Source organism: Clostridium sp. CTA-6, assembly GCF_054768115.1.
This window is the reverse complement of record NZ_BAAAAU010000005.1, coordinates 255,542-272,184: the sequence shown is the minus strand read 5'-3', so window position 1 is coordinate 272,184 and position 16,643 is coordinate 255,542. Positions and strand designations below refer to the sequence as shown.

Sequence of the window (16,643 nt, the reverse complement as noted above, 5' to 3'; positions counted from 1 at the left end):
TTATACAAAGCTATTTTATTTAAATATTTATATTTTAAAAGTACTTGCTACTTTACTGAAATAAAAGCATTATCTTTTATATAATATCTCCATAAAAAATCTCTAGCCTCCTCAGCATAATCTATTCCTACTCTTTTAGCTTCAATAATTTCAAAATCATTATAATAACTATCCTCTACGTATAATCTAGAACTTTCACATAGATCCTCCCAGTTATTTTCTTTATCAATATTAAAAGCCATACAAAGCTTTGAAGGACCTGAAGTTAAATTCTTTTTCTGGTAATTATTTAGTTCTTGAAATTCTTTGTTAAATCTTAATTTTGATATAAGATCCATATTTTCTAATGGCTCTATTGCTCTTATGAGAACCCCTTCTGCTTCCCCTTCTATTTTACATATTATATTAAAACAAAAATACTTACCATATATAAAATATACATAAGCTATCCCTGGTTTTCCATAAAGAGGTTCTGTTCTTTTAGTTCTTTTTCCGCCATAGGCATGAGAAGCTTTATCTATAGCCCCAATATAAGCTTCTGTCTCTACTATTTTTCCCCTTAATCTAATACCGTCTATTTCTCTAACTAATACTTTTCCTAATAATTCTTTTGCTAATACTCTAGCATCCTTAGCATAAAAATCCCTTGTTAATCTCAATTTTATTCCTCCTAGGACTCAACATTTTAATCATATGTTTCTCAGTATATTTATATTTTAATCATATATTTTTATATTATCATGGTTATTAAATTTATACTAACTTTTTAAAAATTCTTTGTGTGAAAATAGATCTAATTTTAATATAACAAATATACAAAATGCAGCTAATAAACATATGAATGAGCTTCAGTAGTTCTACACCTATTCAAACTAAAATTAACTTAATCTATATACTAATATTTTTAATGATATAATAAAAAGCCCATTACTAGTTTAAGTAAAATTTTTTTGAAAAGTATATTTTACTTAAACTATTGTAAATGGACTTTTTGTTTTAATGTATATATTTACAGTTAAAAATTTTATAAGTAACATTATTTACTTTATTTTTTACAAATATAATTTACAGTTTATTTTTAAGATACAAAACCTTTTTCTTTTAATATTTCTACAGATTTATCGTAATTTTTATCATTTACTTTTATAACAGGACCTGTGCATCCCATGCCGCCTTCTGCATATATCTCTTCTTTCCAAAGGGTTTTTTGAGCATCTTCTATATCCATTACATCTATACCGCTAATAGAAGCTGTAGCTATTTCCTTTGTAGGCATTGGAACTTCTTCTTCATCTTCTGATTTTTTATTTTCTTTATTTTCTATAGAATTTAATATATCCTTTAATTTAGCTTTATTAGCCTTTTCAAACTCTTCTTTTATTAATTTATTTATATTACCTTTAATCAAATCTTTTGCATATTCTATAGCATTAGCTACTACTGGTACACCTGAAGCCCTAGATAAAATTAATATATTTCTTTCATAATCCTCTCCTATACCTGGTCCATAACCATATCCAAATCCCTCATAGCTTCCTCCAGTAGTATAAGAAGAAAATACTTTCATTAAAAGATTTCCTGTAAGGGTATCTGTTACCATAATATCTGGTGTCCCTGTTAAAAGGTCATTTCCTCTCATTACAGATCCACCGTCTGCTCTTAAAGAGTTGGCAAAATTTATTTTATAACCATTTTTATCTAATTCCTTTAATGCTTTCTCTACTTGTCTTGCTCCATCTAAATTTAACATACCCACTGTAGGTTCTTTTATACCCACAGCTTTAGCTACTATTATTCCATATATTGCATTTTTAACCATAGCTTCTGTTCTATTCATAGAAGCTGTCCCTGTAGTCGTAGCCAAAAACATTTCCTTACCATCAGCTGGAGTGACAACCTTACCTACAGTTGACACTCCTATAGGGAAGTTATAATGCATAGTAACTGCTGCATCTATATACTTTGTATCTAATAATTCTTCCATTTTATTATACATTTCTTCTTCTTCATTGACTTCTACTATTTCTAATTTTGTATCTACCCTAGGTCCTATTAAAACTACTTTCATATCCTTATGTTTTTGGGCAGCAACTTCAGCACCTTTAACTAAATTTTCAACTCCATGTTCACTGCCTAAAGTAGTAATTCCTACTACTACCTTCTTATTAAAATCCCCTTTTTCTATGGAGTCTGCAATATCTAAAAGAGTTTTGCCTATTATTTTATTAACTTCTTTATTCTCCATACTATACATCACCTCTTATTCTTCTATTAGCTGTGATGCTAATTTTTTTATGGATTCTGCAATTATCTTTCTTACTTGATCTTCTGAAATTCCTTTTTCCTCTTCTTGATATCCTGTATTTCTTTCTATAATTATAGATACTCCATCAAATAAATTTGTCATACGTCCTAGGAATAAACTACCTTTTCCTACTACCATAACCCTATTTAATTTACCCTCTGTTAGATCATTTCTAGCAAAACCTATATAAGGAACACCAGATGGAATATGTCCTTGTGTTGGTGCCCAACCTGACATACCATGATTTTGTATAAAATCTTTTAATTCTTTCTTTTCTATATGTTTTTTCTTAACACCTAAAGCTCCTATCATTTTATAGTTTGCCTGTGGTACATCCCCTGCCCCTGCTGGTTTTGTTATATCTGGATTTTGCATTTCTACAGAATATTTATCTACATCAGTTATTTTCAATCCTGCCTTATCTAATGCATCTGTAACCAAAGAACTAATTACCGCCTGTGGAGAAGATCCTGTTCCTACAGTATGTTTTCCTACTAAGTCTGTTCTAAGTATTGGGTTTATTCCATCATTTTTACTTACTAAAACAGCAAATCCACCTAAACAGTCTTCTAATATAGGCATTCCTTTTTTTACATGGTCTTTTCCGTTCATACCTAATTTGGCACTTGCTCCTCCACCGGCTATAACTACATTATCATATACTCCTGATTGAACTAAAGCTGAAGCAGCTATTAAAGAATGGCTCGGGCCTGCACAAAATCCTCTCATATCCGCTCCTGTAGAATTAGTAAAGCCTGCTACTTCTGCAAGAGATTTCGCAAAGTTTCCTCCACCTCTTTGATTCATATCTCCACAAGCCTCTTCAGAACATTCTATAACATAATCTATAGAATCTGGATCTATGTTATTTTTTGCTATAAGATTTAATAATGATAAAACACCAGAAGCTTTTACTACCAAATTTTCTAACATAGTATGAGCACTTAAGTTTACATCTACATCATGAGCTTTTTTCACACAACCTACTAATGTACCTTCATTATATAAGCCTTCTGCCCCTTCTTCATCTACAGCTTTTTTGATTTCTTCTATAGCCACTCCCTCTTTTATTTTAGAAATCATATCTTCATTTATAAGTGGATGTTTTTCTAACTTATTTTTTACATCCTCTACAAAGGATTTTTCTAATAAAACTAAATCGAATACATCACATATTTCCATAAGTCCTATAAATTCATCTTGAGGCATCATTTCGCCTAGTTTGCCAAATCTACTACTCTCTTCTATTTTTTTATCCCACCAAGGCATTTCCATTTCACCTAACTGATCTGGTGTCATATTTCCTATATAAGTTTGGTTAGGTGCGTAATTTAAAACATCTTCAAAATTTCTTAAATGCTTAGGAAGTTCCTTAAGATATTCAGAATCTGGATTAACTACTTTTTCTGTAGTTTGAGTAGTTCCATTATGAAGTACCATATCTGGAGTATGAACCAAAATATATGATGCTCCTTTTATTACTGGATAATTCATAGTTGTTCCCCCCTAATATTTAGGAGGCTGAATTATAAACATATACAGCCTCCTTAATTTTATAATTCTTTATTTACCCACTTTACATGTTTTAATCAAGAAATTTACAAAATTCTTCTCTTATATCTGTCATTTCCTCTATGATTTCATCTACTTCTAAAACCATTTCCATCATACCTATTTCTTCATCATAAACTTCTTCCTTTACTTCTTCTTTGAATTCTGGTTCTACCGCATGATAAACTCTTAGTCCTAACTGGACATTGGACAATGGACCTGCAAAAGTTGGATCTCCATTAGTAACTGTCTCAGCAGCAAGACCTGCTGCTTCTCCCTCTGCTGCGCCTAAAATTACTAATATATTTTCAGCACCATGTTTTTCTGTTAATGTTTTTACTCTTTTTTGATTTTCCAAATCCATCGCTCCAGCGGCAGTTCAAACAAAGCATTCTGTTGATGAAAAAACTACTTCAGCTCCTGTACCTTCTATGCATTTTTCTATAGCTGGGCCTGGTATTCCATCCCTATCTCCAATTATTATTACTTTTTTCCCTTCAAATAAGCTCATTAAAATTCCTCCCTTAATTTATTTGTATTTTAAATTCCTTGATCTTTATATACACACTTTAAATGGTTAAATAAATTTAAATTTTTATATTACATGTTTTGTTATCATAGCTTCTATATTTGCTTTTGTAGCATCCTCTTTAACTACCTCTTCTAGCTTTTCTCCATCTTTATATAAAATTATAGTTGGAAGTCCTAAAACTTTTTGAGATATAGCAAGTCTTCTAGCTTTACTAGTATTTAATTTACAAAATTTAATCTTATCTTCATATTTGTGGGATAATTCTTCTACATCAGGCATTAAAGCCTCACATGGCACACAACCGTCTCCAAAATAATCCACTAATACATAACCTTCTGCTTTTAACACTTCTTCTTCAAAAGTCTTTTTGTCTAATACTAACATTTTATAACCGCCTTTCAGATAAATTTATATATATTTAAAAAGTATCTTCAACATATTTATAAGATTCTACTGCTGCTATAGCACCATCTGCTGCTGCGGTAACTACCTGTCTTAAGGATTTTTCTCTTATATCACCAGCAGCAAATACTCCTTCTATATTGGTTTCCATTTTATCGTTAGTTTTTATATATCCTACTTCATTCATAGTGATAATATCTTTAAATAAATTGTTTATAGGTAAATATCCTACAAAAACAAATATTCCAAAAGTTCCATCATCCTCATCTGCAAAGTATTCAGTTATTTCTCCTGTTTTTTTATTTTTAAATACTGCAGATTCTACTATTCCATCACCTTTTATTTCTTCTACTACAGAATCCCACATAATTTCTATTTTAGGATTTTTAAACACTTTTTCTTGTATTGATTTAGCACCTCTTAGGGCATCTCTTCTATGAACTACTGTTACTTTTCTTGCAAACTTTGTAAGGTATAGGGCTTCTTCTAAAGCTGAATCTCCCCCTCCTATTACAAACACTTCTAAATCGGTAAAAAAGTCAGCATCACAAGTAGCACAATAAGATACTCCCTTTCCTATTAATTCATTTTCACCTTTGCAACCTATATGCCTAGGAGCAGCACCGGTGGCTACAATTACAGATTTTGCCTTATACTCTTCCTTTTCTCCCTTTATAATTTTTATTTTTCCAGTAAAATCTACTTCTTTAACAGTATCTTTTTTTCTTTCTGCCCCAAATTCTTCTACCTGTTCTTCCATTCTTTCTACTAGAGTTTTTCCTGTAGCATTTCTTATAGAACCTGGATAGTTAGCTACTTCATCTGTTATTACTATTTGTCCACCTGCTTTGTTTCTCTCTAATATTAAAGTTTTTAATCTAGCTCTTGCAGCATATAAACCTGCTGATAATCCTGCTGGACCTGAACCTATAATTATAAGATCATAAACATTGTCCATATCTTATCCCCCCGCAATTTAATACTAAAGTCTTATATTTATTTTTATTAATACAATCATTTAACTAAAATTAGTATTTCAATTTTCTAAAACTATATAAATTTATTTGTTGTTTAAATTATTTCTTCAATTAAAGTAAACCTTCTAGAAATTTCTATTCAAAAACTGTTTGTTCATCTATGTCTGTTTCTAAAGCTTTTAATGCTTTTTCTGTAAGATCATATCTTAATTCAAATTCTCTTTCTTTATCTAAGGCTGGATTTCCAAGTGGATGAGGTATTGCTATAGTTGGAACTATTCTATTAGCACCAACCGTAAGAGAAATTGGAACTACTGTACACATATGAACAACTGGAAGTCCTCCACGTTCTATTTCTTTTACTAGTGTTGCACCGCAACGAGTACAAGTTCCTCATGTGGAAGTTAGTATAACTGCATCAACACCATCTTCTTTTAATTGATTTACTATTTCATTTCCAAATTTCATAGAAGATGCTACTGCTGTACCATTTCCAACAGTACTATAGAAATATCTATGAAGTTCTCCTATTTTCCCTTCCTTCTCCATTTTTCTTAATACATCTACAGGTATAACTCTGTCTGAATCTTCATTTGCATAGTTAGGATCATATCCTCCATGTGCAGTTTCATGAGTTTCTGAATTTAAATCCATAAGTCCTTCTATATCATATTTACCATATTTTGATGCACTAGAGGATTCTATATGATCTGGATTTCCCTTTGGTACTATTCCACCAGAAGTTACAATAGCAATTTTACATTTTGATATATCCTCTACAGCTTTATTAGGTTCTACCCTATCAAAAACCGGCATTTTAAATTCTGTAATAAATTCTTCATTTTTCAATTTTTTCACAAGAAGATTTACTGCTCTTTTAGATCCTCTTTCATCACTAAAGTAATTTTTTCTTATACCTCTCTCTATATATCCTTCTTCTTCAGGGAGTCCTATCTCTTCCCCTTTTCCCATCTTTAATGCGAGTTTTGCCATAACAGGTAATGCTTTTCTCATACCTACTGCACTTTTTTTGGTTTTAAGGATATATAAAGATTTTTTATATAAATCTACTCCTGGATTTTCTTCATACATAGCTGTTAAAACCTTTATATTTAATTTCTCCTCTACTTCCTTTGCAATAGTTCCACAAGCCACTCCATACCTTCCAGCATTAAAAGCAGGGCCTGCTATAAACAAATCTGCATCATATTTTTTAACCATTTCTAAAATAGTGTTTTTAGCTTCATCTATATTTTCATTAAAATATGAATCTCCACAAATAACTGTAGCAACTATCTCAGCTTCACCTTTAAATAAAGAATTAAGTTGTGTTCCTGGACCTACAGGTTCCTCTCTTACTTCTGGTTTATAATCTGCTTTGTCTTCTCCTCCAATACCTGCATAAAACTGATTTATATAATGAACTACTTTAATCATTTATTTTCCCCCCTTGATTATATAACTACATTCTAATAGCCTTTAGCACTTAAATAGTTAAAACCAACTTCACTGGTAGCTCCTGTAATAACTTGAATCTCTGCCTCTATAGAACCATCTTCTTTTAAAGAACCGACATGTCCGCCTGCAATTACATTTGCTACCTCATCATGGCCAATAATCTTTTCCATTGGTGGTAGTGTTACAACCTCATTAGCATTTCCTCCTGTAACTACTGCATCTCCCTTTGGTGTAGAATCTGCTAAGGATTGTGAAGCTCCATTTTGTCCTGCATACTCATCTGTTATTAATACTGTTTTTATACCTTTTTCACTTATCTTATTACAATTCATAACGAGGTCTGCATCTGGATTTCCAAAACCTTCTTCTGAAATTATTACTGCATCTGCGCCCAAAAATTCTACTAATTTTGCAGTATAACTTGAAGATCTAACCTTGTCTGCTAAATAAACGTTTTCATTAGTTATAACACAACCTAAAAAATTATACTCCACACCATGTTTTTCATATAAATCTTCAATAATTGGGTGATTCATGTGTACATAACTTGGATTTTTATCACAAGCTGAAACACAGTTTCCACTAACTATGGCACCATCAAATACTTCTGTTGGATATATAAATGTCGGTATTATTTTTTTAGCATCTACTCCATATACATAGGTATCATGTAAAAGCCCTTGACTTTGAAGCATATATACATATACTACCTTTGGAAGATCTGGGTATTTATTCACTTGTTCTAATAAAGGTAATGTTTCATAAACTTTAGTTTCATCCGGTGTAATATCTTTTGCAAAACTTCCTAAATAAGTAGCAGCCTTAAATCCTAAAGTTCTTACAATTTCCTCATGCTCATATTGATTTACGCCTTCTTTAGGTTCACATACTACTACTAAATTATTAGTTTTTGAAAAAGGTGTATATTTAGCTCCCTCTCCACTCATGTCAATGATACCTTCTTGGAATCCCACTATTTTACCTGTGGTTACTACTGCTGCTCCTTTTAATACATTAGTTTTGCCTGAACCAACAGTATCAACTTTACTTATAAAGCCTGGGAAAATACCACCATTTCCTTCTACTTTAACTCTTGGCTCTATTACATCTTTTACTGGAATAATTCTAGTTTTATCCCCTGGCTTGGCTATTTCTAAATCAATATTTTTAATTCTCTCATCAGTACCAATTACTTCTAGAACTTCTTCTTTAGAAATATACAAGACTCCATCTTTAACTTTTGTTTCATTGGAAAACTGCATATCAGTTATAAATATTTTCCCAATCTCTAAACGCATAATATCAACCCCCAAATTAAATTTTTAATGCTTTATCTTTATTGTACTGCTAAATGATTCTAGCAATTTTTATATAAATCTTATATAAAATTAATGTAGTGCATTATATATAAGATCATAATCAATCAATCTAAAATCCTTTAAAATATTATCATTCCATGCAGGAATACCACAGGATTTTTGAAATTTTTCTAAAGAATGTATGGACTCTTCTATATAATTTAAAGATTCCATATTCACCTGATTTTTATAATATTTTGAAATAGCTACAGTTCTATAGGGTGTTTCATTAGGCTTTACACTACTCATTAATGGATGAGTTAAAAGTTCATGCCCTTTGTGTATATAATCTCTTACTGTTTTAAAAACTTCATTTACATCACCTAGTATAAATTGTACCTGACATTTTTCGTTAAATTTTTCACCAACCAACTTGTTATTAGTTACCATAATAACCTTATTATTCATTCAACCCACCACCCTGTCCATTATTTTTTATAAATTCTATAATAAATTATAGAATTTTTATTTACACAAAAAAACAGAGATAAAAGTCCATAACTTTTATCTCTGTATTTTAACCTGAGAGTTTTGCTCCTTCGGTGCGTAATGCTTTCCAGAGTTTTGTCAATTTTCGGTCCATTTGCCTGAGATATTCATGTTATTTATGGTAATAACACTTAGTTCCTTCGGCTATCCTATAAGGATACTATGCAGAATAAATATTTATTTTAAAAACTACATAGCTAAGTCTAAAACTTAATCTCCCGAAAATATCATCCAAACTTTATTAAATATTTAACTATATTATACCTTATTTCAATATTATTTTACATAGTTTTCAGAAAATAATGAATTTTGTTTCCAAATAGTTCCTATAAATATTCCTTATAGGTTTTTCATAAATACATAAAAATTTTCTATTATTGCATCATTTTTATGAAATTTTATTAAATTTATTGATAATAAATTTTTCTATAATAAAAGCTATGAGATCTTATAGATATTTATGCTTTTTATTACTATCTTTATTATTTTGTTTTTTATTCTTACTAAAAACTCTAATAATTAGTTATCTTTTATAATAATTTTATTTGTTTTAAATGGTTAATCTATTAATAACACTATATTTATTTTTATAATAATAATTTTTTATTAATAATTTTTATTAATTATATTGTTAAATAAGAAAAAAGTAGTATAATTGAGGTATACCCTATTAGGGTAATAAGGGGTGATTTTATATGAATAAAAAAAATAAAAATTTAGATTTAATGATTATAGGTGCAGGTCCTGCAGGATTATCTGCTGCTATATACGCTGCTAGAGCTAAACTTAACATGATTTTAATTGAAAATGGAATAATTGGTGGTCAAGTTAGAAGTAGCTATACTATTGAAAACTATCCTGGATTTAAAAAAATTGAAGGTAGCCGTCTTGCAGACTTAATGCAAGAACAAGCTACAGATCTTGGTGCTACTATAGATGAATTTGATATGGTAGAAAAAATTCAATTAAATAATAACGAAAAAATAGTTGAAACTTCAGAATATATATACAAACCAACGGTCTTAATTATATCTACTGGTGCTACAGCTAGAAAACTCCCTATCCCTAGTGAGAGTAAGTTTTCTGGGAAAGGTATACACTACTGTGCTATTTGCGATGGTGCTATGTACGAAGGCAAAACTGTTGGAGTAATTGGTGGTGGAAATGCCGCCTTAGAAGAAGCTTTGTTTTTAACTAAATTCGCTTCAAAAGTATATATGATCAGAAGATATGATTATTTTAAAGGTGAAAAAGCCACACTAGAAGAAGTTGAAAACAATTCTAAAATAGAAATATTATACAACTGGGATTTAGTAGATGTTTATGGTTCAAATTTTGTAGATAAAGCTTTAATTAAAAATGTTAAAACAAAGGAAGAAAAAGAATTAAAATTAGATGGGATTTTTGGATTTATAGGTTCAGAACCTAAAACAGAATTATTTAAAGAATATATATCTTTAACTCCTAAAGGATATATTAAAACTAATGAAAACATGGAAACCAATATAAAAGGTGTTTATGCCGCTGGAGATGTTAGAGAAAAACAATTTCGCCAAATAACTACTGCTGTAGCTGATGGAACTATTGCTGCATTAGCTGCTGAAAAATATATTATGGAAAAAACAAGAGAAAAATAATATTTATATATTACAAAAGAAAAGATTAGAGGTGTCTATATGTTTAAAAATCTATACGTAGAAAACAATTTATATAAAAATTTTATAGGAGGACAATGGGTAAATAGTAAAACAAATAACTTTATAGAAATAAACTCTCCTATAGATGGTTCTTTGGTAGGTAAAGTTCCTTCCATGAGTAAAGAGGAAGTGGACTTAGCTATAAAAAATGCTAAAGAAGCTCAATCCTATTGGAACGAAATACCTATAAACGAAAAAGCAACTATCCTATTAAAAGCTGCTAATATATTGGATGAAAAAGCTGAAGAAATCGCTAATATAATGACTAAAGAAATTGCTAAGGATAAAAAAAGTTCTATTTCAGAAGTCCGCAGAACTGCTGATTATATAAGATTTTCTGCAGATACCGCAAAAAATATGGTAGGAGAAACCTTACCTGGAGATTCCTTCCCAGGAAATTCCAAAGGGAAAATATCTATAGTCAATAGAGTACCCTTAGGTGTAGTTTTAGCTATTTCTCCCTTTAACTATCCAGTTAACTTATCTGGCTCTAAAATAGCTCCAGCTTTAATGGCTGGAAATAGTGTAGTTTTAAAACCTGCTACTCAGGGTAGCATAAGTGCTCTTCATTTGGTAAAAGTTTTTGAAGAGGCTGGTCTGCCTTCTGGAGTTTTAAATACAATTACAGGTAAAGGTAGTGAAATAGGTGATTATATAGTTTCTCATCCTATGATTGATTTTATAAATTTTACTGGAAGCACAGAGGTAGGAAAAAGAATATCTAATATTTCTGTTATGAAACCTATGCTAATGGAATTAGGAGGAAAAGACGCTGCTATAGTTTTAGAAGATGCGGATCTAGATTTAGCAGCTAAAAATATAGTATCTGGCGCCTACTCTTATTCTGGCCAAAGATGTACTGCTGTTAAGAGAATATTAGTTCTAGACAAAATAGCAGATACACTAGTAAAAAAAGTGAAAGAAAAAGTAGAATCTTTAAAAGTAGGAAATCCTTTAAGAGAGCAGGTGGATATTGTTCCATTAATAGATGATAAAGCTGCAGATTATGTTGAAGCTTTGATGAAAGAAGCTAGAGATAAAGGAGCTACATTATTAGCAGGTGGAAAAAGAGAAGGTAATTTAATTTATCCTACTTTGTTTGACAATGTTACATTGGACATGAGATTGGCTTGGGAGGAACCCTTTGCCCCAATACTCCCAATAATAAGAGTTAAGAATATAGATGAAGCTATAAAAATATCTAATGAATCTGAATATGGTCTTCAAGCATCTATATTCACAAAAGAAATAAATAAAGCTTTTTATGTAGCAGAAAAATTAGAAGTAGGTACAGTTCAAATTAATAATAAACCAGAAAGAGGACCAGATCATTTCCCATTCTCAGGTATTAAAGCCTCCGGTCTTGGTACTCAAGGTATAAAATATTCCATAGAAGCTATGTCTAGACCTAAAGCTATAGTTTTGAATATAAATTCATAAAATAAGGAAGTTGCATCGCAACTTCCTTATTTTATAAATTTATAGCTTCATCTATAGCTGGTTTATTGAATCCTATTATAATTGATCCATCTATATCTAATACAGGTACACCCTTTTGGTTTGATTTTTGAACCATTTCATCTCTTGCTTTCTCATCTTTTTCAATATTTAGTTCCTGAAATACTATTCCTTTTGTTTTTAAATATGTCTTTGCTTTTGTGCACCATGGACAACTTTCTGTTGTATATACTTTAATCATATAATCACATCCTATTCAATAATAATTATTATATAATTTTAATTATTCTTCTTTATATCTATATTTTATCATAATATTTTTCTTCTGTACATAGGTTTAGTTATATATATAATTTTATTCACATTTATTTATATATTAAATTCAACTCAACTTATATTATGAATTAATTCTTTTATATAAATTATAATAATAAGATCACTTACTCCTATTAATAGAATAAAGTGACCTTATTATTATGACTTTCAATATTTGATTAATTATTAATTTATATAGTTATTTACTTTTGTTTTATATTAATAGCTCCCACTCCAGCTTCAATATTAACCTCTATGCTATTTTTACTTTTTCCATATTGAGAATTTTTATAGATATTTTCGCCTTCTACTATAAATCCATTAGCGTTAACTGCTCCTACTCCTTTTTCGGCTTTTATCTTAACTCCTATGGATTTAGGTAAATATACAGTGCCTTCTCCAACGCCTCCTTCTATATTTACTTTAACATTGTTTTTATAATTTCCTGATATATCCAAATCTACTTTTCCTACTCCCATCCCCACATTTAATTCTTTTAAATTTATCTTACTCAAATCTGCCTTAAATTCTCCTGTCCCTAGACTTAATTTTATCTCTGTAGGTATTTTCTCATTTAAGTTTATATTCCATTCATTACGTTTATTATTTAAAGATACATTTCCACTTTTTAATCCAGGCTGAGAAATTTCAAGTTCTCCGTCTTTATCTTTAACTTCATACTTTATTTCCGGTTTCCACTCATTTTCACTGTATATAAATTTACCCTTCATAAGCTTTTCTTCATTACCACTTATATTTAATTTTCCTACTCCAAAATTTAAATTAAGTTTTGTTTTTTCTGCTCCATTAGGTTCTACAATTTTTATTTCTTCCTTTGGTTTTTCATTTGTATCACTTACAGTGGCTTTTTCACTTTTATTTGTACATGCTGTAGCAAAAACTAGAATTACTAATGTAAATATTGAAAAAAGCTTTTTAATATTCATTTTACTCCCCCATTAAAATTCATTATTTTTATTTCCTATATAACAAATTTTATCATTATAGTCATAAGATAGTCAACAATTAACATACCTCAGCACACATTGATATATCACATTTTCATTATATGTATTCACGATTTTTTCTTTGTTTCTCGTGTGAAATTAAATAAAAACCGTACGTTTATAGTACGGTTTTTATTTATATGTTTAATTTAATTTTACTATAACCTGTCCACCAGAAAGTAAAGAACTATCAAATTCTAATTCTAATCCAGTAGCGCCTTTTGGTACTTCTACAACATAAGCTCCTGTCATCTTTCTTCCTGCACCAAGAGTTCCGTCCATTTGTCCAGCTTTAGCAGCAGCTAACCCCAAAACTGAATATTCGCATTGTCTACCGTCCTTATCTACAACTTTAAACATCATTACTGAAGATACTGGTTTTTCTTCCTTACCTGTGTTTTCTAGTGTTATGTCTACTGCAACAAATTCGTTGCCATCTTTAGGTTTATTAATTTCATCTCCAGCAACGTTATAAACTTTATTTACTGTAACTTTTAAATCTTTTAATTCCACTACGTCTCCAACTTTAAAAGCTTTATTTTTTGGTGCTTCTTCCTTCTTACTTTCTACCTTTGCGCTTGTTTGTCCTACTTTTTTAGGTTTATCTTGATTGGCACCAACTATTCCTCCTACAACTATAACTGCGAGTACCCAAAACCATATTTTTTTATAGAATGGTTTTTTTATTTTTTCTCCCATGACATAACCTCCTTATATTTTCTATGTAGTATAATATATTCCATTTTAATTATATACTGTCTTTACATAAAATTCAAACTTTGTCCATATTGTTACAAGTAATTAAAAAGAGATAGCCCCCTTTAAAGAGCTACCTTCTTTGTTTTTATTTTAATTCTGCTAGTTTAATTATTTTATTACTATTTGGTTGTCGAAAATAAAGAAATTTTTCTTCTTCGTGAACATCATATATAGATGTCCACAACGGTCTGTTTTTATCTAAACAATACATATATTCGCCATTCTCTAAAGAGTTATCCTCCGCAGGTTCAATTGCTTTAGCTACCCCAACGAACCTTGTAGATATCCCAATTAACAAGCCTATTATAAGAAATCTCATTTCTTTTCTCATTTCAATTCCCCTATTCTTGTTTTAATGATTCTTTTCTTTCTTCTATTAATTTTTGTAATTCTTCTAAATCTTCTAGTGTTGCAAAATTTATTATAAAGCTTCGTGTATGTGATCTTTTATTTAAGTATTTAGCATGGTCTTTATTTTTGTCATACCATTTTTTATTTGCTTCTGTTTGCTTATTTGTCATTATAATCATCCTTTTCAATTTCATGCTTTTCAATTTCTAATTTAGCTTTTTTTCTTTTGTTATAAGTCCACTTGCTTAGTAGTAATAATATTATTATAATTGATATTATTAATAAATAATTTAGTATTTTATTCATACACTTGTGATATAATATAGGAAAGGTTGAGGGGTTTAATCCCCCTCTTTTAACCTTTTGATTTCTAGCCTTAGCTTTTTGATTTCTAACTCCGTCTTGCTGTTCTGCAAACTCAGTTGACGGATTGTTAGGAGCGAAATTGCTAGGGCTATTAACTTTCCTATACTTTCTATCACTTGTTCACCTCCTTATCAATTACTATACTTATATTATACTATGCATAGTATAATAAATCAATACCTTTTATGTAATTTTATATATAATTTATAATAATTTTTCCAATAAAAAAAGAGGTACTCCCATGAAAGAGAGTACCTTTAAAATTAATCTGTTAATCTTTTTCTACCGCCGTTACCTTTGTTATCATTCCAGTACAAATCAACAAACCCTTGACCTATAGCTATATAATTTCCTCTATCCTTATGTATTATTAATCTTCCGTCTGTAGCCTGTTCTATGTATCCAGTAGTACCTGGAATTTTAAATATAGTTTCTCCTGTTGGTATAGTCTTATCATCATATTTTGGTTTTTGCACTTTCTCCACTTCCTTTGGTTTATTTGGTGTCGCTACTGTAGTCCCTACTAACCCTTTAACAATAGCATTAGCCATATTTTCAGCATTATATTTACTCATATCTCCTGCATTATCGCAGAAACAACATTCTATAAGCATGGCTTTAGCTTTTGTATGTTTCAATACATATAGATTACTACCATCTTTTATCCCTCTATTGGTATAGCCTAAGGCACAAATATTATTTAATACTTTTCTTGCCTGTGGTAGCTCCTTACCTCCATAAGTAAAAACCTCAGTTCCATAAGCACTCCCATTAAAACAATTAAAATGAATAGATACATATAAATCTACATTATTGTTATTAGCTGTATTAGTTCTATAACTTAAACTATCATTTAGACTAGAACAACTATCCTTATAACAATTAATGACTGTATGCCCTAAAGCTTTTAACTTAGCTATAACTTTTGTTCCTACTTCTCTGGTTAAATTAGATTCTGCTTTTATTCCTACTGCTCCATAATCAGCCCCAGACATTGTATGTCCACAATCTATTCCTATTTTCATATAAACTCCTCCTATAAATTAAAAATAAAAAAAGAACAAGTATTAAACTTGATCTCTTTTTTCTGTAGTTTGTTTTACAAGTTGGTTTCCATATACAGCAACACCAACACATAATATACCTTGTATTACTGCATTTATATTTAATCCCATTAAAAGTATTGAGCCGATTATACTGCATATAGTAAGTATCCACGGGATAACCCAATCTTGTATTTTTTCATTGCTTTTTAACATTAACCCTAAAACATAAAGAACAGGTATTAAAATAAATGCCTGTTCTTTTATGTAATCTAATAAATTTATATCCATAGTTTACCTCCTTAAAATAAGTAAAATAAAAAAGACTACATATTAATAGTCCTTACTCTGCTTTTAAATTTATTTTGTTATGTCTCTTTATTTATTGTGTAACAACTTTTTCTGTGGTATTTCCTATATCTTCTTTTATACTTGGATTAACTTCTCCCATAAGTTCCGTATATTCTTCTACACTTATTTGGCTAAAAGAAAAAAATACATTTAGTTTATTTGTCATATCCTCTTTTTCAAAAGCGCTTTTTTCAATTAAACTTTTTAATATTTTATATAACATA

At 29.8% G+C, this 16,643-nt stretch carries 21 protein-coding genes and 1 riboswitch; of the genes, 2 read left to right on the top strand and 19 right to left on the bottom strand.

Going from position 1 to position 16,643, the window contains the following annotated elements:
* Positions 1 to 47: 47 nt before the first annotated feature.
* The 9 genes from ACYUDJ_RS10180 to ACYUDJ_RS10140 form a co-directional block, all read right to left on the bottom strand.
* The gene (locus ACYUDJ_RS10180; protein ID WP_003486981.1) at positions 48 to 659 is read right to left on the bottom strand and encodes a DNA-3-methyladenine glycosylase; all 612 of its coding nucleotides are present in this window, start codon (positions 657 to 659) and stop codon (positions 48 to 50) included.
* A 419-nt stretch (positions 660 to 1,078) separates the two neighbouring features.
* Positions 1,079 to 2,245: a glycine/sarcosine/betaine reductase complex component C subunit alpha gene (grdD, locus tag ACYUDJ_RS10175; RefSeq protein WP_042385288.1), complete on the bottom strand. Its 1,167-nt coding sequence runs from the start codon at positions 2,243 to 2,245 to the stop codon at positions 1,079 to 1,081.
* A gap of 15 nt (positions 2,246 to 2,260) precedes the next feature.
* Entirely contained in the window at positions 2,261 to 3,799 is a 1,539-nt protein-coding gene (gene grdC / locus ACYUDJ_RS10170) for a glycine/sarcosine/betaine reductase complex component C subunit beta (protein WP_043031766.1), read from the bottom strand.
* A 91-nt stretch (positions 3,800 to 3,890) separates the two neighbouring features.
* Entirely contained in the window at positions 3,891 to 4,367 is a 477-nt protein-coding gene (gene grdA, locus ACYUDJ_RS10165; protein WP_080333508.1) for a glycine/sarcosine/betaine reductase complex selenoprotein A, read from the bottom strand.
* 84 nt (positions 4,368 to 4,451) lie between these two features.
* The gene (trxA, locus tag ACYUDJ_RS10160; protein WP_003486989.1) at positions 4,452 to 4,772 is read right to left on the bottom strand and encodes a thioredoxin TrxA; all 321 of its coding nucleotides are present in this window, start codon (positions 4,770 to 4,772) and stop codon (positions 4,452 to 4,454) included.
* 34 nt (positions 4,773 to 4,806) lie between these two features.
* On the bottom strand, positions 4,807 to 5,748 hold the full coding sequence (trxB, locus tag ACYUDJ_RS10155; RefSeq protein WP_003486991.1) for a thioredoxin-disulfide reductase: 942 nt from the start codon (positions 5,746 to 5,748) through the stop codon (positions 4,807 to 4,809).
* Between the two features lie 154 nt (positions 5,749 to 5,902).
* Complete coding sequence (gene grdB / locus ACYUDJ_RS10150) at positions 5,903 to 7,204, bottom strand: glycine reductase complex selenoprotein B (protein WP_080333507.1); 1,302 nt, start codon at positions 7,202 to 7,204, stop codon at positions 5,903 to 5,905.
* Positions 7,205 to 7,236: 32 nt separating this feature from the next.
* Positions 7,237 to 8,523, bottom strand: a complete 1,287-nt coding sequence (locus tag ACYUDJ_RS10145) for a glycine/sarcosine/betaine reductase component B subunit (RefSeq protein ID WP_003486996.1) — start codon at positions 8,521 to 8,523, stop codon at positions 7,237 to 7,239.
* Between the two features lie 90 nt (positions 8,524 to 8,613).
* A complete protein-coding gene (locus ACYUDJ_RS10140; RefSeq protein WP_003486998.1) occupies positions 8,614 to 8,991 on the bottom strand; it encodes a GrdX family protein in 378 nt (125 codons plus the stop codon).
* 92 nt (positions 8,992 to 9,083) lie between these two features.
* A riboswitch (glycine riboswitch) is annotated at positions 9,084 to 9,153 on the bottom strand.
* Positions 9,154 to 9,767: 614 nt separating this feature from the next.
* Here ACYUDJ_RS10140 and trxB (ACYUDJ_RS10135) point away from each other — a divergent pair.
* A complete protein-coding gene (gene trxB, locus ACYUDJ_RS10135) occupies positions 9,768 to 10,709 on the top strand; it encodes a thioredoxin-disulfide reductase (RefSeq protein WP_043031764.1) in 942 nt (313 codons plus the stop codon).
* Positions 10,710 to 10,748: 39 nt separating this feature from the next.
* Entirely contained in the window at positions 10,749 to 12,209 is a 1,461-nt protein-coding gene (locus tag ACYUDJ_RS10130) for an NADP-dependent glyceraldehyde-3-phosphate dehydrogenase (RefSeq protein ID WP_003487001.1), read from the top strand.
* A 31-nt stretch (positions 12,210 to 12,240) separates the two neighbouring features.
* Here the strand turns inward: ACYUDJ_RS10130 and ACYUDJ_RS10125 are convergent, their stop codons facing one another.
* The 10 genes from ACYUDJ_RS10125 to ACYUDJ_RS10080 form a co-directional block, all read right to left on the bottom strand.
* Positions 12,241 to 12,468: a glutaredoxin domain-containing protein gene (locus ACYUDJ_RS10125; RefSeq protein WP_003487003.1), complete on the bottom strand. Its 228-nt coding sequence runs from the start codon at positions 12,466 to 12,468 to the stop codon at positions 12,241 to 12,243.
* Between the two features lie 277 nt (positions 12,469 to 12,745).
* Positions 12,746 to 13,489, bottom strand: coding sequence for a toast rack family protein (locus ACYUDJ_RS10120; protein WP_043031763.1), 744 nt, complete (start codon positions 13,487 to 13,489; stop codon positions 12,746 to 12,748).
* A 204-nt stretch (positions 13,490 to 13,693) separates the two neighbouring features.
* On the bottom strand, positions 13,694 to 14,248 hold the full coding sequence (locus ACYUDJ_RS10115) for a DUF4352 domain-containing protein (RefSeq protein WP_460289613.1): 555 nt from the start codon (positions 14,246 to 14,248) through the stop codon (positions 13,694 to 13,696).
* Between the two features lie 145 nt (positions 14,249 to 14,393).
* The gene (locus ACYUDJ_RS10110) at positions 14,394 to 14,639 is read right to left on the bottom strand and encodes a hypothetical protein (RefSeq protein WP_460289612.1); all 246 of its coding nucleotides are present in this window, start codon (positions 14,637 to 14,639) and stop codon (positions 14,394 to 14,396) included.
* 10 nt (positions 14,640 to 14,649) lie between these two features.
* Complete coding sequence (locus ACYUDJ_RS10105; protein ID WP_460289616.1) at positions 14,650 to 14,832, bottom strand: hypothetical protein; 183 nt, start codon at positions 14,830 to 14,832, stop codon at positions 14,650 to 14,652.
* A complete protein-coding gene (locus ACYUDJ_RS10100; protein ID WP_460289611.1) occupies positions 14,819 to 14,965 on the bottom strand; it encodes a hypothetical protein in 147 nt (48 codons plus the stop codon). The genes ACYUDJ_RS10105 and ACYUDJ_RS10100 overlap by 14 nt, the downstream gene beginning before the upstream one ends.
* Positions 14,966 to 15,000: 35 nt before the next feature.
* Positions 15,001 to 15,141, bottom strand: a complete 141-nt coding sequence (locus tag ACYUDJ_RS10095) for a hypothetical protein (protein ID WP_080544089.1) — start codon at positions 15,139 to 15,141, stop codon at positions 15,001 to 15,003.
* 147 nt (positions 15,142 to 15,288) lie between these two features.
* A complete protein-coding gene (locus ACYUDJ_RS10090) occupies positions 15,289 to 16,050 on the bottom strand; it encodes an N-acetylmuramoyl-L-alanine amidase (protein ID WP_460289610.1) in 762 nt (253 codons plus the stop codon).
* Between the two features lie 42 nt (positions 16,051 to 16,092).
* Positions 16,093 to 16,359, bottom strand: coding sequence for a phage holin family protein (locus ACYUDJ_RS10085; protein WP_460289609.1), 267 nt, complete (start codon positions 16,357 to 16,359; stop codon positions 16,093 to 16,095).
* 91 nt (positions 16,360 to 16,450) lie between these two features.
* On the bottom strand, positions 16,451 to 16,642 hold the full coding sequence (locus tag ACYUDJ_RS10080) for a hypothetical protein (RefSeq protein ID WP_460289608.1): 192 nt from the start codon (positions 16,640 to 16,642) through the stop codon (positions 16,451 to 16,453).
* Position 16,643 lies beyond the last annotated feature (1 nt).